Raw genomic sequence first — 21,233 nt, 5'->3', positions numbered from 1 at the left:
AAAGCCCGGCTCTGTATGAACCGGGCTTCAAATACCAAGAGCAAATTACTCTCCTTTATCGTTTTTAGATTCGTCAACTTTAGCACTGTCATCCACTGCTGGAGTATCTTCTACTTTGTCTTCAGAAACTGCAGCAACTTCTGCCGGAGCATCATCTTTTTTCGCTTTGCTTCTTCCACGACGAGTTGTTTTCTTCTCAGAACCTTCAACTTCCTTACCGTAAATCTCATTGTAATCAACAAACTCAATTAATGCCATTTCAGCATTATCTCCTAAACGATTGTTTAATTTGATAATTCTGGTATAACCACCTGGACGATTTGCAACTTTAGTCGCAATATCACGGAAAAGCTCAGTAACAGTTTCTTTATCTTGTAAGTAACCAAATACAATACGACGTGAATGCGTAGTATCAGTTTTTGATTTTGTTATTAAAGGTTCAACATACATACGCAAGGCTTTTGCTTTAGCTAATGTAGTAGAGATCCTTTTGTGTTTAATTAACGATGAAGCCATGTTAGCTAACATCGCCCTACGATGCGAATCTGTTCTTCCTAGATGGTTATTTTTTTTACCGTGTCTCATTTTTTAGTTTGTTCAATGCATACCGTCTCGTCGAGTTAACTCTGAGGGAATTATGCACTATGTATAATTTGTTATTTATTATTCTTCGTCAAGTTTGAACTTAGACAAGTTCATTCCAAAAGTCAAGCTTTTAGACTTAACAAGCTCTTGAATTTCTGTTAAGGATTTCTTACCAAAGTTTCTGAATTTTAACATATCAGCTACGTCATAAGATACTAAATCCGCCAAAGTACGAATATCAGCTGCTTTTAAGCAGTTCAACGCACGTACTGAAAGATCTAGATCAACTAATTCAGTTTTTAAGATCTTACGCATATGCAAAATCTCTTCGTCAACCTCTTTAGTTTCTTCTTTCGCTTGAGACTCAAGAACCAAATTCTCATCAGAGAATAACATGAAATGCTGAATCAAGATTTTTGCAGCTTCCTTTAACGCCTCCTCAGGATGGATTGATCCATCAGTAGAGATGTCAAGAATCAATTTCTCATAATCCGTTTTTTGTTCAACACGATAATTTTCAATCGTATATTTCACATTTTTCATTGGTGTGAAAATCGAATCGATCGCAATTACTCCAACTACGGCATCATTAACTTTATTCTCTTCAGCTGGAACATAACCACGTCCTTTATTGATAGATAATTCTACTTCTAAAGTAACCGTTTTTTCCATATTACAGATAACGAAATCTGGATTAAGAACCTCAAAATTAGTAGAGAACTTAGTGATGTCTCCGGCAGTAAACTGATCCTGTCCGTTTACAACTATAAAAACTTTTTCTGTATCACCAGTATCACCTACCTTTTTAAAACGAACTTGCTTCAAATTAAGAATGATCTCAGTTAAATCTTCAACAACACCTTTCATGGTAGAAAACTCATGAGATACTCCAGAAAAGCGAATACTTGTAATTGCATAACCTTCTAATGAAGAAAGCAATATCCTTCTGAGTGCATTACCAATTGTTACACCGAAACCGGGCTCTAAGGGACGAAATTCAAATATACCATCGAAATCCGTTGATTTCTGCATGATTACCTTATCGGGTTTCTGAAATGCTAAAATTGCCATTTATAATGTTTTTAGATCGTTATTAAATAATGTAACGCAAAAAGATAATTGCCCTAAAGCAATTATCCCTATATTTTATTTAGAGTACAACTCTATGATCAAGTTTTCTTTGATGTTCTCCGGAATCTCATCACGATTAGGATAAGTAAGGAACCTTCCAGTTAACTCGCTTGCATTCCAATCTAACCAATTAAATTTATTGATCATTCTTCCAGCTACCGAGTTCGTAATTGCTTCAAGAGTTTTAGATTTCTCACGAACTGCAACTACATCACCAGCTTTTAATTGATAGGATGGGATATTTACTACTTCACCATTAACTGTAACGTGTTTATGGCTAACTAACTGACGAGCAGCTGAACGGGTAGTAGCAATACCTAATCTATATACCGTATTATCTAAACGGGCTTCTAATAATTGCAATAAATTATCACCAGTGATACCTTCACGTGAAGACGCCTTAGTGAATAAGTTACGGAATTGACGCTCTAATACACCATAAGTATATTTAACCTTCTGCTTTTCCATTAACTGTACTGAATATTCAGATTGCTTTCCTCTTCTCTTAGAAGCACCATGTTGCCCAGGAGGATAGTTTTTTCTGTCTAATACTTTGTCAGGGCCGAAAATAGGCTCTCTGAATTTACGCGCGATTTTGGACTTGGGTCCTGTGTATCTTGCCATTGCTTTTTGTTTTAAAGTATCGTGCAACCTGTAGCTGCAGACTCTTAGCTTTAAAAATTATAAATTAAACTCTTCTCTTCTTAGGAGGACGACATCCATTGTGTGGAAGCGGGGTGATATCTTTGATCGAGGTTACTTCGATACCTGAAACTTGCAATGTTCTAATTGCAGACTCACGACCTGAACCTGGACCTTTAACAAAAACTTCTACTTTACGCAGACCCAAATCAAATGCTACTTTACCGCAGTCAGACGCTGCTTGTCCAGCTGCATATGGAGTGTTCTTTTTAGAACCCTTAAAACCCATTTTACCAGCAGAAGACCATGAAATAGTTTGACCGTTGTTATTTGTTAAAGTAACAATGATATTGTTAAAAGTAGCATTGATGTGCGCCTGACCAACAGGCTCAATAACAACAATACGCTTTTTGGTAACTTTTTTACTCTTAGCCATAATTATTATTCAGTACTAATTTTATTTAGTAGCTTTTTTCTTGTTTGCAACTGTTTTTCTCTTTCCTTTACGTGTACGAGAATTGTTTTTAGTACGCTGACCACGAACTGGTAAACCTTTCCTGTGACGTAAACCACGATAACAACCGATGTCCATCAAACGCTTAATGTTCAATTGAACTTCTGAACGCAAAGCACCCTCTACTTTCACACCGTCATTAATAATAGTACGGATCGCAGATAATTCATCATCTGCCCAGTCTTGTACTTTCTTGCTTAAATCGATACCTGCCTCAGTCAATATACGCTGTGCAGTTGATCTGCCTATTCCGAAGATGTAGGTTAATCCAATTTCGCCTCTTTTGTTTCTTGGTAAATCAATACCTGATATCCTTGCCATATTTGTACTAAATGTTTGATTATTTGATTAAATGAAAGATTGAGTAACCTGTACATTCAATCCAATCATACTTCAATAATTTCTTAACCTTGACGTTGCTTATACTTAGGGTTTTTCTTGTTGATAACGTAAAGTTTACCTTTACGACGAATAATCTTACAATCCGCGCTACGCTTTTTAATTGACGACCTAACTTTCATTTTATTTGTATCTATAAGTAATCCTGCCTTTTGATAAATCGTAAGGCGACATCTCTAATTTAACTTTGTCTCCAGGAAGAATCTTGATGTAATGCATCCTCATCTTTCCTGAAATATGTGCTATTATCTCATGACCATTCTCCAGTTCTACCCGGAACATCGCATTTGATAACGCTTCTTTTATTACACCGTCTTGTTCAATTGAGGCTTGTTTAGCCATATAATATTGATATTTACTTAATTAGCTGTTGTCAAACAGGGTTGCAAAATTAAATAAAAAACTTTAATAATTAGTATTTTTTATTTAAAACTTCTTCGATAATCGAAAAGGTGGATAAAACATCCGCCTGACCTTTTTTAACCGCTACAGTATGCTCAAAGTGAGCAGACGGCTTATTATCCTTGCTGGTCACTGTCCATCCATCTGACCAGAATTTAACGCCAGCAACCCCCGCATTAATCATCGGCTCAATAGCAATGACCATTCCTTCCTCTAACTTTATACCACTCCCCCGCTTACCATAGTTCGGTACCTCTGGCTTCTCATGAAGCTTGACACCAACGCCATGACCTACTAATTCCTTTACCACACCAAAACCATTCTTTTCAGCATGATCCTGAACAGCAAAGCCAATGTCGCCGATCCTGGAGCCAACAACCGCTTTCTCAATACCTAACAGTAAACACTCTTTTGTAACATCAACAAGCTTTTGCTTTTCAGCACTAATCTCTCCAATGGAAAAAGTATATGCAGAATCACCAAAGAACCCGTCCATAATAACGCCACAATCGACAGAAATTAAATCGCCTTCCTGAATGATATATTCATTTGGAAATCCATGAACCACCTGCTCATTAGGAGATATACAAAGAGAGTTAGGAAAACCGTTGTAGTTTAGAAAGGCTGGGACGGCACCATGATCACTAATAAAGGTGTATGCAAGATCATCAAGACTCTTGGTAGTAATACCCGGCTTAATGATCTTAGCTACTTCAGCTAAGGTTTTAGAGACTAACAAAGAACTTGCTCTGATTAGCTCAATCTCCTCTGAAGATTTATAGTAAATTTTAGACATTTAGATAATTCAATTGACTAAATCACGGCATTGCTACCAGTCGCCGCAGGAATACCTGTTCTTCCCGTAACCCTACCAGTTTTCATCAAACCATCATAATGACGCATCAATAAATAGCTTTCAATTTGTTGAAGTGTATCTAATACAACTCCTACTAAGATCAACAACGACGTTCCCCCATAAAAATGAGCGAATTCAGATTTAATACCAAACTTTACAGCGAATGAAGGTAAGATTGCGATGATCGCTAGAAACACAGCTCCTGGAAGCGTAATCTTAGATATCACGTCATCTATAAAACTGGAAGTAGCTAATCCTGGTTTGATACCAGGAATAAAACCTCCATTTTTCTTCATGTCATCAGACATCTGAGTAGGATTAACTGTGATTGCAGTATAAAAGAAAGTAAATGCAATAATCAAGAACGCAAATGTTAAGCTATAAGCCAGCGATGTATAATCACTAAACTGTGTTAACCATGTATTCTGCAATGACGGGAAGAATCCAGTAAGCGCTGCAGGAATAAACATCAATGCCTGAGCAAAGATAATCGGCATTACACCGGCGGCATTAACTTTCAAAGGAATGTATTGTCTCACGCCACCAAATTGTCTGTTACCAACAATCCTTTTAGCATATTGAACAGGTACCTTACGGACACCCTGAACAATCATGATCGTAAACATTACGACTGCAAATAAAGCTACAATCTCAACTACTAACGCAATAAGTCCACCATCACCAACGAATCTTGAACTAATCTCTTGTTGTAAAGCGATAGGTAAACGTGCAATGATACCCACCATGATAATGATTGAAATACCGTTTCCAATACCCTTATCAGTGATCTTCTCACCTAACCACATTACAAACAGTGTACCGGCCGACAACACAAATGTTGACAACACCAGGAACAATGTATGATCAATGATTATGGCTTCCTGCGGAACCTGCGTTTTAGCATATCCTGCCGCTTGAACTGCAGTAATTGCTACCGTTAAATAACGGGTTATCTGATTTAACTTTTTTCTGCCGCTTTCACCTTCCTTTTGCATTTTCTGAAACGAAGGAACCGCGATTCCTAAGAGCTGAACTACAATTGACGCTGAAATATAAGGCATAACACCCAAAGCCAGAATAGAAACACGGGAGAAAGAACCTCCAGCAAACATATCCAGTAAGCCCAATAGGCCTGACTTCGAATTATCACCTAAAAGTGTTGCATCAACACCTGGCAACACCACATGTGATACAAATCTATAGATCACAAGAATCATGAGCGTAAATAAAATACGCTCTTTCAATTCCTGGATTTTCCAAATGTTACTTAAAGTAGTAAACAGCTTCTTCATTAATTACAATTTTTCAATTGAGCCTCCAACAGCCTCAATAGCTTTTTGTGCGGTTGCAGAAAAAGCATGTGCTTTAACTTCTAATTTCGATTTAACTTCTCCACGACCTAAGATTTTCACTAAATCATTTTTGGAAGCCAAACCATGTTCTTGCAAGAGTGCAAAATCGATGCTCGTTAATTCGAAACGCTCAGCCAACTCTTGAATTACATCAAGGTTAACACCCACATATTCTACACGGTTGATAGGTTTGAAACCTACCTTAGGTACGCGACGTTGTAAAGGCATTTGACCACCTTCAAACCCGATCTTGGTAGAATGTCCTGAGCGGGATCCAGCACCTTTATGACCACGTGTTGAAGTACCGCCACGACCAGAACCAGTACCACGACCAATTCTCTTACTATTTTTAGTAGAACCTTTTGCAGGTTTTAAATTACTTAAGTTCATTTTTTGAAACTTATTGTGTTGCCCTTCGCTTTCACTAATCAGGGTCAACGGTTAAACAATATACAAGGGTTGCAAATCTAAATATATAACTCAGATTCACAACCCTTAATAATTAGATACTTTCGATAGCGATCAAGTGGTTTACTTTTCGTACCATGCCAATGATAGCAGGATTCGCTTCAACTTCCACACTTTGGTTCATTTTGTTTAAACCTAAAGCCTGCATAGTTCTTTTTTGACGCTCGCTTCTATCGATGATGCTTTTTATCTGGGTTATTTTAATCCTAGCCATGATATTATCCGTTAAAAACTTTGTTTAAATCTACACCACGATGTTGAGCCACTGTGTATGCGTCACGCATTTTAGTTAATGCATCTACAGTCGCCTTAACCACGTTGTGAGGATTTGATGAACCTTTTGATTTTGCAAGTACATTATGCACTCCAGCACTTTCCAGAACAGCACGCATTGCACCACCAGCAATTACACCAGTACCAACTGCAGCAGGTTTGATCAATACAAAACCACCTGAAAATTTACCGATTTGTTCGTGAGGAACAGTACCATGCAACAAAGGAACTTTAACTAAATTCTTTTTCGCATCATCAATGCCTTTTGCAATTGCTTCTGTAACCTCTTTCGCTTTACCCAAACCATAACCAACGATACCGTTTTCATCTCCAACAACTACGATTGCTGAAAAACTGAATGTACGACCACCCTTTGTTACTTTGGCTACACGCTGTATGCTAACTAAACGATCTTTTAATTCGACCTCGCTAGTCTTAACTCTTTTTATATTGATAGTTGACATTCTTATCCTATTTTCAGATTAAAATACTAAACCAGCTTCGCGGGCACCTTCTGCCAACGATTTTACACGACCGTGGTATAAGTAGCCATTTCTATCGAAAACCACTTCTTTAATACCAGCTGCAATTGCCTTCTCAGCAACTAATTTACCAACAGCTATTGATTGCTCAGATTTGTTTCCAGTACCTGCAAAGTCTTTAGATAAAGAAGATGCGGATGCAATTGTACTACCGGTTACGTCATTAATGATTTGAGCATAAATACCTTTATTGCTTCTATAAACCGATAAACGTGGACGGCTGTCAGAACCTGTTAACCTTTTTCTGATTCCTTTTTTTATACGATCTCTACGAGATAATTTTTTCCCTGCCATGATACTTATTTTTTAGAAGCCGATTTACCTGCTTTTCTTCTTAACACTTCACCTACAAACTTGATACCTTTACCTTTATAAGGCTCTGGTGCACGTAATGAACGAATCTTCGCCGCTACTTGTCCAATCAATTGTTTGTCAATACTCTCCAAAATGATTTTTGGTGTCTGACCTTTCTCAGATGTAGTTGTTACTTTAATCTCTTCTGGTAACTGGAAAACATAATGGTGAGAATATCCTAAAACAAGATCAAGTGTGTTACCTGTATTAGTTGCGCGGTAACCCACACCTACTAATTCTTGTTGTAGTTTATAACCTTCTGTTACACCTATCACCATATTATTTAACAAAGAACGATACAAACCATGTAAAGCTTTGTGTCTTTTCTGCTCTGTTGGACGTTGAACTGTTACAACTCCGTCTTCCTGACTAATTGTTATATCGGAATCTACTACTTGAGTAAGTTCTCCTTTTGGTCCTTTAACAGTAACAACATTATCGTTTGAAACGCTAATTGTTACGCCTGCAGGAACACTAATTGGGGCTTTTCCTATTCTTGACATTTTGTTATCCTCCTTTAATTAATAAACGTGACACAAAACCTCGCCACCAATGTTAAGTTTAGCTGCTTCTTTATCTGTCATGATACCTTTCGATGTTGACAAAATTGCAATACCTAAACCATTTAATACTCTTGGCATATTATCAACGCCGGCATATTGCCTTAAACCTGGTTTGCTGATACGAGTCAACGTACGAATCGCAGGAATCTTTGTAATAGCGTTATATTTCAAAGCTATTTTGATTACTCCCTGAGTAGTCGTGTCTTCAAACTTGTAATTCGCGATGTAACCTTTATCAAAAAGTACTTTAGTAATTTCCTTTTTTAGGTTGGATGCAGGAATTTCTACAATTCTGTGATTTGCCTTGATGGCATTTCTTACTCTTGTAAGATAATCTGCTATTGGATCTGTATTCATTATTATATAATTGTGATAGTGGTTTCCTTCCTACTTATTCGGGACGACCTGCCATCGGTTAAAATTCTATTAACGCTTAGTTTGCACCAAGCGAAAAGAAGCCGTATTACCAGCTTGCTTTTCTTACTCCAGGAATCTTTCCTGCTAAAGCCATATCACGAAACATTACCCTCGATATACCGAAAGTACGCATGTAACCACGAGGACGTCCAGTAATTCTACAACGATTGTGTAAACGAACAGGAGATGAGTTTTTAGGTAACTTATCTAATCCTTCGAAATCACCAGCAGCTTTAAGTTCTGCACGTTTGTCAGCATACTTAGCCACCAATTTTTGGCGCTTTACTTCGCGAGCTTTTACTCCTTCTTTTGCCATTATTGATCTGTTTTTTGATTTTTAAACGGTAATCCAAATTGTTTTAAAAGTTCCAATGCCTCAACATCTGTAGTAGCTGTTGTTACAAAAGTAATATCCATTCCTAAAATCTTACTGATCTTATCGATGTTGATCTCAGGGAAAATGATTTGCTCAGTGATGCCTAAAGTATAGTTACCTTTTCCATCAAATCCTTTATCATTAATTCCTTTAAAATCACGGATACGTGGTAAAGCTACGGAAATTAAACGATCTAAGAACTCATACATGTTGTTGTCACGTAAAGTTACACGTACACCAACAGGCATACCCTTACGTAATTTAAAGTTTGAGATATCTTTTTTAGATTTTGCTCCAACCGCTTGTTGACCAGAAATGGTGCTCATCTCTAAAATAGAGCTATCCATTATCTTTTTATCAGTTACAGAAAAACGCCCAACACCCTGGTTGATAGCAATTTTTTCCAATTTAGGAACCTGCATTACGCTCTTGTAATTGAACTTATCTTTAAGTGCAACTATGATTTCCTCTTTATATTTAGTTTTTAACCTTGGTATGTAAGCCATTATTTGATCTCCTCTCCTGATTTTTTACTAACCCTAACTAATTTCCCATCAGCATTAAGCTTTCTGCCAACGCGCGTAATCTCACCTGATTTAGGATCAATCAATGCTACGTTAGAAATATGAAGAGCAGCTTCTTTTTTAATGATACCTCCGTTCGGAGTAGCAGCATTAGGTTTTGTATGTTTTGATACAAGGTTAACGCCTTCTATAAGGATTCTACTTTTAGTAATTAATACTGTAAGTACTTTTCCTTGCTGACCTTTTGAGTCACCGGCAATTACCTTTACTAAATCTCCTTTGCGGATCTTTACTTTTGGTGTTGTTATTTCTTTTTTCATTTTATAAAACCTCCGGAGCTAATGATACAATTTTCATGAATTGTTTTTCACGCAGCTCTCTTGCTACAGGGCCAAAAATACGTGTACCACGTGGCTCATCCTGTGCATTCAATAATACTGCTGCATTGTCGTCAAAACGAATATAAGAACCATCCTTACGTCTGATTTCTTTCTTAGTTCTAACAACTACTGCTTTAGAGACGGTTCCTTTCTTAATGTTTCCAGAAGGGATTGCGCTTTTCACGGTAACAACAATTTTGTCACCGATAGAAGCATATCTTTTTCCAGTACCACCTAGTACACGGATAACCAATACTTCTTTTGCGCCGCTATTGTCGGCTACGTTTAATCTTGATTCCTGTTGTACCATTATTTAGCCCTCTCTAAAATTTCCACTAATCTCCAGTTCTTGTTCTTACTCAGCGGACGAGTCTCCATGATCAGTACTGTATCACCAATACCGCAATCGTTTTTCTCGTCATGAGCCATAAATTTGGTAGTTTTCTTAACAAACTTACCATAGATCGGGTGTTTCACTTTACGTTCTACCGCTACAACTATAGATTTATCCATCTTGTTGCTCACCACTAACCCGCTTCTTGTTTTTCTTAATTGTCTTTCCATTTCGACTCTAAAGTTATTTAGTTTCAGTAGCTGGCTCTGCTTTACGCTTAGCCACTTCAGTGTTTAATCGGGCGATATCTCTTCTTACCTTTCTAATGCGGGTAGGATTCTCTATAGCCGATATTGTATGTGCAAATTTCAACTTAATTAAGTTTTCCTTTTCTTCTGCAATCCTGACTACTAGTTCTTCTTGTGAAAGCCCTGTGATTTCTGAGTTCTTCATTTTATTATTATTTATGTTGTGGGTCTAGCGGTTATAATAACAAGTTACTTACAACATTCAACCCACAACTAGCTTATGCCTCTACGTAATCTCTACGTACTACAAATTTTGTTTGGATCGGTAATTTTTGAGCGGCCAATCTCATCGCTTCCTTAGCAACTTCTAAAGGAACTCCTTCGGCTTCAAAAATAATGCGTCCGGGTCTAACAACAGCTACCCAGTATTCCGGAGCACCTTTACCCTTACCCATACGTACTTCAGCTGGCTTCTTAGTAACCGGTTTGTCCGGGAAAATCCTAATCCACACTTGGCCTTCACGTTTCATGAAACGAGTTACCGCGATACGGGCTGCCTCTATCTGACGACTGGTAATCCAGGTCGACTCTAAAGATTTGATCCCGAAAGACCCGAATGACAATTCAGCACCACGTGTTGCTAAACCCTTCATTCTGCCTTTTTGCATCTTTCTGAACTTCGTTCTTTTTGGCTGTAACATTTTATTTTAATATTATCGTTAAACGATCTGTTAACTAATTATTTACGAGGACCTCTGTTAGGAGTATTTCCGCCTCTATTATCTCTACCGGGACCGCCTGGACCACCTTGACCGGGACCACCTTGACCTGGGGCTCTTCCACTTCCGCCACGATTACTACCACCGCGGTTATCGTTTCTTCTGTCGCCACCACCGCCACCACGGTTATCTCTTTCTCTGCCACCGGCAAATGCACCTTCTGGTCTGCCACCTTTACCTGGAGCATTGCTCGTAGCACCGATGTTTGGAGAAAGATCACGTTTACCGTAAACCTCACCTTTACAGATCCAAACCTTAACACCTATTTTACCATAAGTAGTTAACGCTTCTGCTAATGCATAGTCAATGTCTGCACGGAAAGTATGCAAAGGAATTCTACCTTCTTTATACTGTTCGCTACGAGCCATCTCAGCACCACCTAACCTACCAGAGGTCATGATTTTGATACCTTCAGCGCCCATACGCATTGTTGACGCAATGGTAGATTTCATTGCTCTACGGAAAGAGATCCTTGCCTCTAATTGTTTCGCAACACCTTCTGCAACTAATTGTGCATCAAGCTCAGGACGTTTGATCTCAAAAATGTTGATTTGAATTTCCTTTTTAGTCAATTTCTTCAACTCTTCTTTGATCTTATCAACCTCAGCCCCTGCTTTACCGATCACAATACCTGGACGCGCTGTGTGGATTGTAACCGTAATGCGTTTTAAAGTACGCTCGATTACAACTTTCGCAACACCGCCTTTTGCGATACGTGCAGCAAGATATTTTCTTATTTTATCGTCCTCAACTAATTTATCAGCATAGTTGTTGCCACCGAACCAGTTTGAATCCCAACCTTTGATGATCCCTAACCTGTTTCCTATTGGATGTGCTTTTTGTCCCATTTCTGTTAATTAGTTTGAGTTTCAACGTTTTTACTATCTACTATCAAGGTAACATGGTTTGAACGTTTACGTATTCTATAACCACGGCCTTGAGGTGCTGGTCTAAGTCTTTTTAATTGACGACCACCGCCTACCATTATCGTTTTCACGAATAACTGGTTTTCTTCAGGGCGAGAACCTTCATTTTTAGTTTCCCAGTTTTTGATTGCTGATAATAATAGTTTCTCAACTCTTATTGCTGCTTCTTTATTGGTAAACTTTAAAATATGTAAAGCTTTCTCAACACGCTCACCTCTGATAAGATCTACAACCAAACGCATTTTACGTGGTGAGGTTGGACAATTGTTTAATTTCGCTACTGCTTCCATCTTCTAATTATTTTCTTTTTTCAGAGTGACCCCTAAATGTTCTGGTTGGAGCAAACTCTCCCAGCTTGTGACCAACCATGTTTTCTGTTACGTATACCGGTATAAATTTATTACCGTTATGTACTGCAAATGTATGACCCACAAAATCTGGTGAGATCATTGATCTGCGAGACCATGTTTTAATGACAGACTTTTTGCCTGAATCATTCATAGAGACTACTTTCTTCTCTACGTTATGGTCAATATAAGGTCCTTTTTTTATCGAACGAGCCATTATTTCTTCCTTTTCTCTATGATGAAACGATTTGAGTATTTTTTAAGTGTACGGGTCTTGAAGCCTTTAGAATACATACCATTCCTTGATCTTGGCTGACCACCTGATGAGCGTCCCTCACCACCACCCATAGGGTGATCGACAGGATTCATCGCTACCGGACGCGTTCTTGGACGACGACCTAACCAACGATTACGACCAGCTTTACCTAATACTTCATTTGCATGATCTGAATTGGAAACAGCTCCTATCGTAGCCAAACAAGTAGTCAAGATTAATCTTGTCTCGCCTGATGGCATTTTCAATGTAGCATATTTACCGTCACGAGCAGCCAATTGTGCATAAGCACCAGCGCTACGTGCTAATTGAGCACCACGACCTGGATGAATCTCCACGTTGTGTACAATAGATCCCAATGGAATATTGCTCAATTTCAAAGTATTACCCACTTCTGGAGTTGCAGTATCACCCGACACTACCTTTTGCCCTACTTGCAATCCTTCCGGTGCAATAATATAACGCTTCTCACCATCCGCATAATGTAATAATGCGATACGTGCTGTACGGTTTGGATCGTATTCAACAGTAGCTACTGTTGCAGGAATATCAAATTTCTCACGTTTAAAGTCAATTAAACGGTAAGATTTTTTGTGACCACCACCCATGTAGCGCATAGTCATCTTTCCTGTATTGTTACGTCCTCCCGATTTCTTAGAAGATACAACCAATGATTTTTCGGGCTTGGTTGCTGTAATCTCCGTAAAACTGGCACCTACTCTAAAGCGGGTTCCCGGAGTGACTGGTTTAAATTTTCTTAAGCCCATAGTTTATAAATATTCAATTCTTATTAAATGTTCGCGTAATAATCTATTGTCTCACCTGCTTTCAAAGTAACAATAGCCTTTTTGTACTTAGGGCTACGTCCTGTTACCAATCCGCCTTTAGTGTTTCTGGATTTAACTTTTCCAGTTACAATCATTGTGTTGATCGCTAGAATGTTAACGCCGTACATTTTTTCTATAGCAGCTTTGATTTGCAGTTTGTTCGCTCTGTGCTCAACTCTGAAAGTGAAGCGATTTGACTTCTCAGTCAATACAGAAGCTTTTTCTGTTAATATTGGTTTTCTTAGAATTTCCATATTACTTGGCGAATGCCTCCTCCAATGTTTTAAGAGAATCAGCCGTTAACAAAAGTTTTCCGCAGTTCAATACATCATAAGTATTTAACTGATCTGCAGTGATTACTTTCGCTTTCTGGATGTTTCTGCTTGATAAATAGATATTGTTATTTTGTGAAGGTAAAACCAACAATGTCTTTTCGCCAGCTAAATTTAAAGCGCTAACTAAATTGATGTAGTTTGTAGTCTTGATAGAATCGAAAGAGAAATCTTCCAAAACCACAACATTTGAATCCTGTGCTTTGTAAGATAATGCAGACTTACGAGCCAACACTTTCAATTTTTTATTCAATTTAAAACTGTAATCACGGGGCTGAGGACCAAACACGCGACCACCACCATTGAACAATGGAGATTTAATACTACCGGCACGAGCACCACCAGTACCTTTTTGTTTATATAATTTACGGGTTGAACCAGCAATCTCATTACGTTGTTTAGACTTGTGAGTACCTTGACGTTGATTAGCCAAATACTGTTTAACATCTAAATAAATTGCATGGTCAACAGGCGTAATGCCAAATACCGACTCAGGAAGTTGCACTGTTGCGCCTGTCTCTTGTCCTGAAATGTTTAATACTTTAACTTCCATCTGCTTACTTATCTAAGATTACGTAAGAACCTTTGGCTCCTGGTATAGAACCACTAACTACAACCAGATTTTGATCAGCATAAACTTTCAAAACTTGTAAGTTCTGAACTTTAACCCTGTCTCCACCCATTCTTCCCGCCATACGCATGCCTTTAAATACACGTGCAGGATAAGAAGCAGCTCCTAATGAACCTGGAGCACGCATTCTGTTATGCTGTCCGTGAGTTTGTCCACCAACACCAGCAAAACCATGACGTTTTACAACACCCTGGAAACCTTTACCTTTTGACGTACCAACAACATCAACAAAGTCGCCTTCGTTAAAAATGCTTACTGTTACTGTGTCACCTAAGCTTAGAGATTCTGCAAACGGTTCGAATTCAACCAACTTGCGTTTTGGTGTAGTGTTTGCTTTCGCAAAGTGGCCTCTTAGGGGCATTGTGGTGTTCTTTTCTTTAGCTTCGCTGAAACCCAGCTGAACTGAAACGTAACCATCTTTCTCTTCGGTTTTCACTTGTGTAACTACACAAGGCCCAGCTTCGATCACCGTACATGGAATATTCTTTCCATCGGCGTCGAAAATGCTGGTCATTCCTACTTTTTTTCCAATAATACCTGACATTTTCTTTTTCTAATTTTAACACCCATCGAAGCAGTAGGGCTTCGTTCAAGGTGGATACACATCCCTATTAAGGGAGGGCAAAAATAGGAAAGAAATCTTAATTTTCAAACAGTTAGCACATTTTATTTTGAAATAAATGCATTTTATTTGTTTCCGCGGGACCCCGCTCATTTAAAACAACTTTTAGCCAATCAGCTTGTTGCTCAAACTGATCATTATCACAGTCAAAACCAATAATCCGATCAGCACATATAGGTAATCACGCTCTATAAGGAAGCTAAAAATGGAAAAAACTACCCTCGCAACCGGCGTAAAAATCAACAATAATGTACCAAACTGGATGATCGCAGCTCCATCCATATGGATCACTCCCCGGTAAACAGCCAGCACCGATGACATGCCAGATTTATCAGCGTGAAACTCGCGGTAGTCAACAATGTTTGCATGGCCGGATAGCAAGTAAATCACACCACCCACAAATACTACAGTCATAGCAGCAATAACTCCCACTCGCAACAATGTGCCAAGTATCACCTGCACATCTTTATCAGCTAAAAAGTGGTCCGCATCCCTTTTCATAATCTTCCTGAAATTCCGTTATATATCATTTGTACAGCTAAAAATGTGACTACGACTGCGAAAACAGTCTTTAGCTTATCCGTTTTTGTCCTTAACAGGATCTTCGCACCAAGCGTAGAGCCCAGCAAAACCCCGATAGTAACCGGCATCGCAATCCCAGGGTCAATCTGTCCACGATGAAAATACACCACGGCACTCGCGGCAGCGGTTACGCCCATCATAAAATTACTGGTCGTGGTTGATACTTTAAAAGGTATGCGCATGATATTATCCATCGCGACTACTTTCAGAGCTCCTGATCCAATTCCCAAAAGCCCGGATATAAGTCCGGCGACGAACATCATCATAAAGCCCCCTACTACATTATGTACCGCATATTTAACCACTCCTGCATCAGTCGGGTATGTTCCGTTGAGCTTAAGCCACAGGGCTAGATTGCCAGAGGTATCATTGTCAGATCTGTCAATCTTGTTCCTGACCATCATCACAGCAGAAAACAACAAAATTACGCCAAACACAATTGCGATATAAGAGGGATTAATGTAAGCGGTAATGATCGCCCCAAAAATGGCACTGATGGTAGTAGCAATCTCTAGAAACATCCCAATTCTTATATTAGTGATACCTTCTTTTACATAAGCAGCAGCGGAACCAGATGAAGTAGCGATCACAGAAATGATCGATGCGCCAATCGCATAATGAATGTCTACACCCAACACAAGCGTTAGTAAAGGAATAATAATCACTCCACCGCCCAATCCGGTCATCGACCCAAGTAGTCCAGCCAGGAAAGCCCCCAGCAAAACAACGATTGTAAATAGCAGTACAGACATCCGGGCAAAGATACCATCTACAACCAAAACACAATAAAATTAAATCCCCATTGTTACAATAGAAGTAACTATTTCAATATATTCACGGAACCTAAAATTGTCTTAATGAAAAGAATTACCATTTTCCTACTTGCACTGATGATGCTTAATCTGACTTTAATAGCTCAGACGAAGGTGCGGGATAGCATTGCACCAGATCCTAGCCTTCAAGGACAATACCAACTCCTATTATCAAAATCTAAAACACTCTACGGAAATAAGCTCGTCAACCCCTCCCGCTTATCGAAGTTTTGGCAAAACGTACGTGACACGATTAAAACCGAAAGAAAACGTTCATCAACAGCTCAAAAGCAAATTGCAACGTTGGAAAAAGGGGTATCCGGACTAAAGTCGGAGATTTCCGGAACGGAATCCTCTCTGGCGGCTACCAACGCTAAGATGGATCAAATTACCTTTCTTGGCATGGCCTTCTCCAAATCTAGTTATAACGTGGGGGTCTGGACTATCATTATCGTTCTTGCATTGGTATTAACCATAGTTTTCCTTCGATCTGCCAAAAGCGTGCAAGAAGCAAAATACCGGACTGGATTATATGAGGAGATTTCTCAGGAGTTTCAGGCTTATAAAGTGAAGTCGAACGATAAGGAGAAAAAATTAGCAAGAGAACTTCAGGATGAGCGCAATAAAATTGACGAGCTCAAAAGCAGAGGCTAGGAAAGCCACTACCGGATAAATAAAAAGGCCTTTCAGAATTACTTCTGGAAGGCCTTTTTCGTCGTAAACCCTAAAGTTATACTTTGATTTCTACTTCAACACCACTTGGTAATTCAAGTTTCATCAATGCATCAACTGTTTTAGAGTTAGAGCTATAAATATCTAACAAACGTTTGTATGCACACAATTGAAACTGCTCACGCGCTTTTTTGTTCACGTGTGGTGAACGCAAAACAGTGAAGATTTTCTTTTCTGTAGGCAAGGGAATCGGTCCGCTTACTACTGCACCCGTAGGTTTAACTGTCTTAACGATCTTCTCAGCAGACTTGTCTACCAAGTTGTAATCGTAAGATTTCAATTTGATTCTGATTCTTTGGCTCATGATATATGTTTAAATGAAGCAGGTAGTTAGAGCTATTAATAACTACCCGCTAAGTTATTTGTACTAATCTATAGATTTAACTCTACCTTTTGATTTCGCAATTACTTCATCCTGTACGTTTTTAGGAGCAGCCTCGTAATGGTCAAATTCCATTGTTGAAGTTGCACGTCCTGATGTAATTGTACGTAACTGAGTTACATAACCAAACATTTCAGACAAAGGCACAGTCGCTTTAATTACTTGTGATCCCGCACGTGTATCCATACCTAGAAGTTGACCACGACGACGGTTCATATCACCGATAACATCACCCATGTTTTCTTCTGGGGTCAGGATTTCGATTTTCATGATTGGCTCCATCAACGTAGGTTTACATTTAGGCAATGCTTCACGGTAAGCCATTCTAGCTGCAAGTTCAAATGACAAAGCATCTGAATCGACTGCGTGGAATGAACCATCAATTAAACGAACTTTCATGTCTGGTAGTGGATAACCTGCCAATACTCCGTTTGCCATTGCTGCTGCAAATCCTTTTTCTACTGAAGGGATAAACTCACGTGGAATTGAACCACCAGAGATTTCATTGACAAATTGTAAACCACCTTTTTCGAAGTCTGCGTCAATTGGTGAAATCACAACCTGAATGTCCGCGAACTTACCACGACCACCTGATTGTTTTTTGTAAGTCTCACGGTGTTGAGTTGTACCGAAGATCGCCTCTTTGTAAGCAACTTGTGGTGCTCCCTGGTTAACCTCTACTTTAAACTCACGTTTAAGACGGTCAATCAGGATGTCCAGGTGAAGCTCACCCATACCAGAGATTACAGTCTGACCAGTTTCCTCGTCAGTTTGAACTCTAAATGTAGGATCTTCTTCTGCAAGTTTAGACAATCCCATACCCAATTTGTCAATGTCAGCTTGAGTTTTAGGCTCAATAGCTAAACCGATAACTGGCTCAGGGAAGTTCATAGACTCCAATATGATTGGGTTTTTCTCTTCACAAAGCGTATCTCCTGTTTTGATATCTTTAAAACCAACAACAGCGGCAATATCACCTGCTCCTACATTAGGAATAGGGTTTTGCTTATTCGCATGCATCTGGAAGATACGGGAAATACGTTCTTTATTTTCAGAACGTGCATTGTAGATATAAGAACCTGCTTCCAGGTTACCTGAATATACACGGATGAAACATAGACGACCAACGAAAGGATCTGTTGCAATTTTAAATGCTAAAGCTGCAAAAGGCTCTTTTTCATCTGGTTTACGCAAAACTTCTTCGCCAGTATCAGGATGTGTTCCAACGATACCTGGAGAATCCATTGGTGATGGCAATAATTCCATCACATAGTCAAGCATAGTTTGTACACCTTTATTTTTGAAAGATGAACCACAAACCATTGGTACAATTTTAGCATCCAATACAGCTGCACGTAATGCATCTAAGATCTCACGCTCAGTGATGGAGTTTGGATCTTCGAAGAATTTCTCCATCAAAGACTCATCGTAATCTGCAACAGATTCCAATAACTTCTCTCTCCACTCTGCAACCTCATCAATCATATCTTCTGGAATTGGCACTTCAGTAAAGGTCATCCCTTTATCATGCTCATTCCAAACAATACCACGGTTATTGATTAGATCAACAACACCTGTAAAGCTATCTTCAGCACCGATAGGCAATTGTAATGGAACTGCATTACTACCTAACATACTTTTTACCTGTGCAACAACTTTCAGGAAATCTGCTCCTGAACGGTCCATTTTATTAACAAAACCGATACGGGCAACATTGTAGTTGTTAGCTAAACGCCAGTTGGTTTCAGATTGTGGCTCTACACCATCAACTGCTGAAAACAAAAACACCAAACCATCCAATACACGTAGCGAGCGGTTTACCTCTACGGTAAAATCCACGTGACCCGGTGTATCAATTATATTGATGTGATAATCCTGATCTCTGTATTTCCATCCTACTGTTGTAGCAGCAGAAGTAATGGTAATACCACGCTCCTGCTCTTGTGCCATCCAGTCCATTGTTGCAGCACCTTCGTGCACTTCACCAATTTTGTGACTAACACCAGCATAATAAAGAATACGCTCCGTTGTTGTGGTTTTACCCGCATCAATGTGAGCTGCAATCCCAATATTTCTAGTAAATCTTAAATCTCTTGACATTATATATTTTCAATTATTAGAAACGGAAATGAGAGAACGCTTTGTTAGCCTCAGCCATTTTATGCGTATCTTCTTTTTTCTTAACTGCTGCGCCTTCACCTTTAGCTGCTGAAATAATTTCACCTGCCAATTTCTCTTTCATAGTTTTTTCACCACGTTTACGAGCATAATTGATCAACCATTTCATGCCTAAAGCAATCTTACGGTCTGGTCTTACTTCTGTAGGTACCTGGAAGTTTGCACCACCAACTCTACGAGATTTAACCTCTACAGCTGGACTGATGTTTACTAAAGCACGTTTAAATATTTCTAAGCCGTTTTCACCAGCTTTTTTCTCAGCTAATTCTACTGCATCATAAAAAATATCATATGCAATGGATTTCTTTCCATCGTACATCATATTGTTTACAAATCTTGTTACCTGAACATCGTTAAACTTAGGATCAGGAAGGATAATTCTCTTTTTTGGTTTTGACTTTCTCATTTTTCTTTCCTCCTAATTATTTCTTTTTACCACCTTTTGCTGGAGCCGCAGCTACTTGTCCCGGCTTAGGACGTTTTGTGCCGTATTTTGAACGACGTTGGTTACGACCAGCAACACCTGAAGTATCTAATGCTCCACGGATGATGTGATAACGTACACCTGGTAAATCTTTAACACGACCACCACGGATCAATACGATCGAGTGCTCCTGTAGATTGTGACCTTCACCAGGGATGTAGGCATTCACCTCTTTTCCATTGGTTAAACGTACACGGGCAACTTTACGCATTGCTGAGTTTGGTTTTTTAGGGGTAGTAGTATATACACGTGTACATACACCTCTTCGCTGTGGACAACTGTCCAACGCCGGAGACTTACTCTTGAACTCCAGTGCTACTCTACCTTTTCTAACTAATTGCTGAATGGTTGGCATTGTTCTTTTTTGTTTTTCTATTAATGTTTAAAAACTTTACCCCTCAATAAGGGACTGCAAAGGTAAGACAATACATTTTATGAATCAAGGTGTTAACTAAGATTTATTAATTATATGTTACTGAAAAGTATCGAGGTAAAGTTTCTCTACTTTTTTCCTCGCCCAATCGGTCTTTCGTAAAAATTTGAGGCTTGAATTCATAGAAGGATTGTTGTTAAAGCATTCTATTTTAACATAAGTGCCCATCTCTTCCCAGCCATAATGCCATACCAATTGCTTTAGAATGAATTCCAGGGTTTTGCCATGTAAAGGGTTGTTCTTCTGCTCTTCTGCATCCATGCTGTAAAAATACTGGTTTCTGTTTATATTCGAGGGGTAATGTTTAAAGCATTGCGCTTCTTGAGATTTTATTGTTTGGGCAAACCCATTGAAGCGGCAATGACAGCTTATACCCCCGTCTTCCTGAATTTATTTCAGGACCTCGGCGTAGCGATGCCAACTAGCCCGAGGTTGCGGCCTACGCCGCAATGACGCTCGGATACTAACATATTATGTTTAACTTTAGGTTTAATTCCAAATAATTACGAGCTCCTAAAATCGTGAATAGTTA

General features: G+C 39.0%; 37 protein-coding genes. 1 reads left to right on the top strand and 36 read right to left on the bottom strand.

Annotation, left to right across the window (positions count from 1 at the left end):
* Positions 1–45 precede the first annotated feature (45 nt).
* The 31 genes from rplQ to WKF66_RS04695 form a co-directional block, all read right to left on the bottom strand.
* Positions 46–585 carry a 50S ribosomal protein L17 gene (rplQ, locus tag WKF66_RS04845; protein ID WP_489673268.1) on the bottom strand — a complete coding sequence of 180 codons (540 nt, stop codon included), beginning with the start codon at positions 583–585 and terminating at the stop codon, positions 46–48.
* 78 nt (positions 586–663) lie between these two features.
* Positions 664–1,656, bottom strand: coding sequence for a DNA-directed RNA polymerase subunit alpha (locus WKF66_RS04840; protein WP_489673267.1), 993 nt, complete (start codon positions 1,654–1,656; stop codon positions 664–666).
* Positions 1,657–1,731: 75 nt separating this feature from the next.
* Positions 1,732–2,340 carry a 30S ribosomal protein S4 gene (gene rpsD / locus WKF66_RS04835; protein WP_489673266.1) on the bottom strand — a complete coding sequence of 203 codons (609 nt, stop codon included), beginning with the start codon at positions 2,338–2,340 and terminating at the stop codon, positions 1,732–1,734.
* A gap of 64 nt (positions 2,341–2,404) precedes the next feature.
* On the bottom strand, positions 2,405–2,794 hold the full coding sequence (rpsK, locus tag WKF66_RS04830; protein WP_048907426.1) for a 30S ribosomal protein S11: 390 nt from the start codon (positions 2,792–2,794) through the stop codon (positions 2,405–2,407).
* Positions 2,795–2,815: 21 nt separating this feature from the next.
* Entirely contained in the window at positions 2,816–3,193 is a 378-nt protein-coding gene (rpsM, locus tag WKF66_RS04825; protein WP_489673265.1) for a 30S ribosomal protein S13, read from the bottom strand.
* Positions 3,194–3,276: 83 nt separating this feature from the next.
* Positions 3,277–3,393 carry a 50S ribosomal protein L36 gene (gene rpmJ / locus WKF66_RS04820; RefSeq protein ID WP_010599887.1) on the bottom strand — a complete coding sequence of 39 codons (117 nt, stop codon included), beginning with the start codon at positions 3,391–3,393 and terminating at the stop codon, positions 3,277–3,279.
* Position 3,394: 1 nt separating this feature from the next.
* Positions 3,395–3,613: a translation initiation factor IF-1 gene (gene infA, locus WKF66_RS04815; protein ID WP_048907428.1), complete on the bottom strand. Its 219-nt coding sequence runs from the start codon at positions 3,611–3,613 to the stop codon at positions 3,395–3,397.
* A gap of 70 nt (positions 3,614–3,683) precedes the next feature.
* Positions 3,684–4,469 carry a type I methionyl aminopeptidase gene (map, locus tag WKF66_RS04810; RefSeq protein ID WP_489673264.1) on the bottom strand — a complete coding sequence of 262 codons (786 nt, stop codon included), beginning with the start codon at positions 4,467–4,469 and terminating at the stop codon, positions 3,684–3,686.
* Positions 4,470–4,486: 17 nt separating this feature from the next.
* Entirely contained in the window at positions 4,487–5,821 is a 1,335-nt protein-coding gene (secY, locus tag WKF66_RS04805) for a preprotein translocase subunit SecY (protein WP_489673263.1), read from the bottom strand.
* Positions 5,822–5,824: 3 nt separating this feature from the next.
* Positions 5,825–6,271 carry a 50S ribosomal protein L15 gene (gene rplO / locus WKF66_RS04800; protein WP_489673262.1) on the bottom strand — a complete coding sequence of 149 codons (447 nt, stop codon included), beginning with the start codon at positions 6,269–6,271 and terminating at the stop codon, positions 5,825–5,827.
* Between the two features lie 112 nt (positions 6,272–6,383).
* A complete protein-coding gene (rpmD, locus tag WKF66_RS04795; RefSeq protein ID WP_489673261.1) occupies positions 6,384–6,563 on the bottom strand; it encodes a 50S ribosomal protein L30 in 180 nt (59 codons plus the stop codon).
* 4 nt (positions 6,564–6,567) lie between these two features.
* Positions 6,568–7,086: a 30S ribosomal protein S5 gene (rpsE, locus tag WKF66_RS04790; RefSeq protein ID WP_489673260.1), complete on the bottom strand. Its 519-nt coding sequence runs from the start codon at positions 7,084–7,086 to the stop codon at positions 6,568–6,570.
* An 18-nt stretch (positions 7,087–7,104) separates the two neighbouring features.
* Positions 7,105–7,458 carry a 50S ribosomal protein L18 gene (gene rplR / locus WKF66_RS04785; RefSeq protein WP_489673259.1) on the bottom strand — a complete coding sequence of 118 codons (354 nt, stop codon included), beginning with the start codon at positions 7,456–7,458 and terminating at the stop codon, positions 7,105–7,107.
* Positions 7,459–7,463: 5 nt separating this feature from the next.
* Positions 7,464–8,021: a 50S ribosomal protein L6 gene (gene rplF, locus WKF66_RS04780; protein ID WP_489673258.1), complete on the bottom strand. Its 558-nt coding sequence runs from the start codon at positions 8,019–8,021 to the stop codon at positions 7,464–7,466.
* A gap of 18 nt (positions 8,022–8,039) precedes the next feature.
* Positions 8,040–8,438, bottom strand: coding sequence for a 30S ribosomal protein S8 (rpsH, locus tag WKF66_RS04775; protein ID WP_489673257.1), 399 nt, complete (start codon positions 8,436–8,438; stop codon positions 8,040–8,042).
* A 106-nt stretch (positions 8,439–8,544) separates the two neighbouring features.
* Entirely contained in the window at positions 8,545–8,814 is a 270-nt protein-coding gene (gene rpsN, locus WKF66_RS04770) for a 30S ribosomal protein S14 (protein WP_489673256.1), read from the bottom strand.
* The gene (gene rplE / locus WKF66_RS04765; protein ID WP_489673255.1) at positions 8,814–9,380 is read right to left on the bottom strand and encodes a 50S ribosomal protein L5; all 567 of its coding nucleotides are present in this window, start codon (positions 9,378–9,380) and stop codon (positions 8,814–8,816) included. Before rplE ends, rpsN begins: the two co-directional genes overlap by 1 nt.
* Entirely contained in the window at positions 9,380–9,718 is a 339-nt protein-coding gene (gene rplX / locus WKF66_RS04760; protein WP_489673254.1) for a 50S ribosomal protein L24, read from the bottom strand. The genes rplE and rplX overlap by 1 nt, the downstream gene beginning before the upstream one ends.
* Position 9,719: 1 nt before the next feature.
* Positions 9,720–10,088 carry a 50S ribosomal protein L14 gene (rplN, locus tag WKF66_RS04755; RefSeq protein ID WP_410884795.1) on the bottom strand — a complete coding sequence of 123 codons (369 nt, stop codon included), beginning with the start codon at positions 10,086–10,088 and terminating at the stop codon, positions 9,720–9,722.
* Positions 10,088–10,342, bottom strand: a complete 255-nt coding sequence (gene rpsQ / locus WKF66_RS04750; protein WP_230642087.1) for a 30S ribosomal protein S17 — start codon at positions 10,340–10,342, stop codon at positions 10,088–10,090. The genes rplN and rpsQ overlap by 1 nt, the downstream gene beginning before the upstream one ends.
* A 13-nt stretch (positions 10,343–10,355) precedes the next feature.
* Positions 10,356–10,565: a 50S ribosomal protein L29 gene (rpmC, locus tag WKF66_RS04745; RefSeq protein WP_489673253.1), complete on the bottom strand. Its 210-nt coding sequence runs from the start codon at positions 10,563–10,565 to the stop codon at positions 10,356–10,358.
* Between the two features lie 73 nt (positions 10,566–10,638).
* Positions 10,639–11,061 (bottom strand): 50S ribosomal protein L16, encoded by a 423-nt coding sequence (rplP, locus tag WKF66_RS04740; RefSeq protein WP_048907441.1) that lies wholly within the window; start codon positions 11,059–11,061, stop codon positions 10,639–10,641.
* Positions 11,062–11,099: 38 nt separating this feature from the next.
* Complete coding sequence (rpsC, locus tag WKF66_RS04735; protein WP_489673252.1) at positions 11,100–11,987, bottom strand: 30S ribosomal protein S3; 888 nt, start codon at positions 11,985–11,987, stop codon at positions 11,100–11,102.
* Between the two features lie 5 nt (positions 11,988–11,992).
* The gene (gene rplV, locus WKF66_RS04730; protein WP_489673251.1) at positions 11,993–12,355 is read right to left on the bottom strand and encodes a 50S ribosomal protein L22; all 363 of its coding nucleotides are present in this window, start codon (positions 12,353–12,355) and stop codon (positions 11,993–11,995) included.
* Positions 12,356–12,362: 7 nt separating this feature from the next.
* Positions 12,363–12,629, bottom strand: a complete 267-nt coding sequence (rpsS, locus tag WKF66_RS04725) for a 30S ribosomal protein S19 (RefSeq protein ID WP_136843375.1) — start codon at positions 12,627–12,629, stop codon at positions 12,363–12,365.
* Positions 12,629–13,453, bottom strand: a complete 825-nt coding sequence (rplB, locus tag WKF66_RS04720; RefSeq protein WP_410884804.1) for a 50S ribosomal protein L2 — start codon at positions 13,451–13,453, stop codon at positions 12,629–12,631. Before rplB ends, rpsS begins: the two co-directional genes overlap by 1 nt.
* Positions 13,454–13,476: 23 nt before the next feature.
* Positions 13,477–13,767: a 50S ribosomal protein L23 gene (gene rplW, locus WKF66_RS04715; protein ID WP_489673250.1), complete on the bottom strand. Its 291-nt coding sequence runs from the start codon at positions 13,765–13,767 to the stop codon at positions 13,477–13,479.
* A gap of 1 nt (position 13,768) precedes the next feature.
* A complete protein-coding gene (rplD, locus tag WKF66_RS04710; protein ID WP_489673249.1) occupies positions 13,769–14,398 on the bottom strand; it encodes a 50S ribosomal protein L4 in 630 nt (209 codons plus the stop codon).
* Between the two features lie 4 nt (positions 14,399–14,402).
* The gene (rplC, locus tag WKF66_RS04705) at positions 14,403–15,020 is read right to left on the bottom strand and encodes a 50S ribosomal protein L3 (RefSeq protein ID WP_489673248.1); all 618 of its coding nucleotides are present in this window, start codon (positions 15,018–15,020) and stop codon (positions 14,403–14,405) included.
* Between the two features lie 183 nt (positions 15,021–15,203).
* Complete coding sequence (locus WKF66_RS04700; protein WP_489673247.1) at positions 15,204–15,599, bottom strand: DUF1634 domain-containing protein; 396 nt, start codon at positions 15,597–15,599, stop codon at positions 15,204–15,206.
* Positions 15,596–16,432, bottom strand: a complete 837-nt coding sequence (locus tag WKF66_RS04695; protein WP_489673246.1) for a sulfite exporter TauE/SafE family protein — start codon at positions 16,430–16,432, stop codon at positions 15,596–15,598. The genes WKF66_RS04700 and WKF66_RS04695 overlap by 4 nt, the downstream gene beginning before the upstream one ends.
* Before the next feature lie 105 nt (positions 16,433–16,537).
* On the opposite strand from WKF66_RS04695, the gene WKF66_RS04690 reads away from it, so the two are divergent.
* Positions 16,538–17,146 carry a hypothetical protein gene (locus WKF66_RS04690; protein WP_489673245.1) on the top strand — a complete coding sequence of 203 codons (609 nt, stop codon included), beginning with the start codon at positions 16,538–16,540 and terminating at the stop codon, positions 17,144–17,146.
* Positions 17,147–17,222: 76 nt separating this feature from the next.
* On the opposite strand, the gene rpsJ is transcribed toward WKF66_RS04690, so the two are convergent.
* The 5 genes from rpsJ to WKF66_RS04665 form a co-directional block, all read right to left on the bottom strand.
* Positions 17,223–17,528: a 30S ribosomal protein S10 gene (rpsJ, locus tag WKF66_RS04685; RefSeq protein ID WP_008244591.1), complete on the bottom strand. Its 306-nt coding sequence runs from the start codon at positions 17,526–17,528 to the stop codon at positions 17,223–17,225.
* A 63-nt stretch (positions 17,529–17,591) separates the two neighbouring features.
* Positions 17,592–19,706 (bottom strand): elongation factor G, encoded by a 2,115-nt coding sequence (gene fusA / locus WKF66_RS04680; RefSeq protein WP_489673244.1) that lies wholly within the window; start codon positions 19,704–19,706, stop codon positions 17,592–17,594.
* Positions 19,707–19,722: 16 nt separating this feature from the next.
* Positions 19,723–20,190 carry a 30S ribosomal protein S7 gene (gene rpsG, locus WKF66_RS04675; protein WP_489673243.1) on the bottom strand — a complete coding sequence of 156 codons (468 nt, stop codon included), beginning with the start codon at positions 20,188–20,190 and terminating at the stop codon, positions 19,723–19,725.
* Between the two features lie 16 nt (positions 20,191–20,206).
* Positions 20,207–20,623: a 30S ribosomal protein S12 gene (gene rpsL, locus WKF66_RS04670; protein WP_410884823.1), complete on the bottom strand. Its 417-nt coding sequence runs from the start codon at positions 20,621–20,623 to the stop codon at positions 20,207–20,209.
* A gap of 117 nt (positions 20,624–20,740) precedes the next feature.
* Positions 20,741–20,962 carry a VF530 family protein gene (locus tag WKF66_RS04665; protein ID WP_489673242.1) on the bottom strand — a complete coding sequence of 74 codons (222 nt, stop codon included), beginning with the start codon at positions 20,960–20,962 and terminating at the stop codon, positions 20,741–20,743.
* Positions 20,963–21,233: the final 271 nt, after the last annotated feature.

The organism is Pedobacter sp. (genome assembly GCF_037719805.1).
GTDB lineage: Bacteria > Bacteroidota > Bacteroidia > Sphingobacteriales > Sphingobacteriaceae > Pedobacter.
This window is presented reverse-complemented; position numbering and strand designations above follow the sequence as displayed.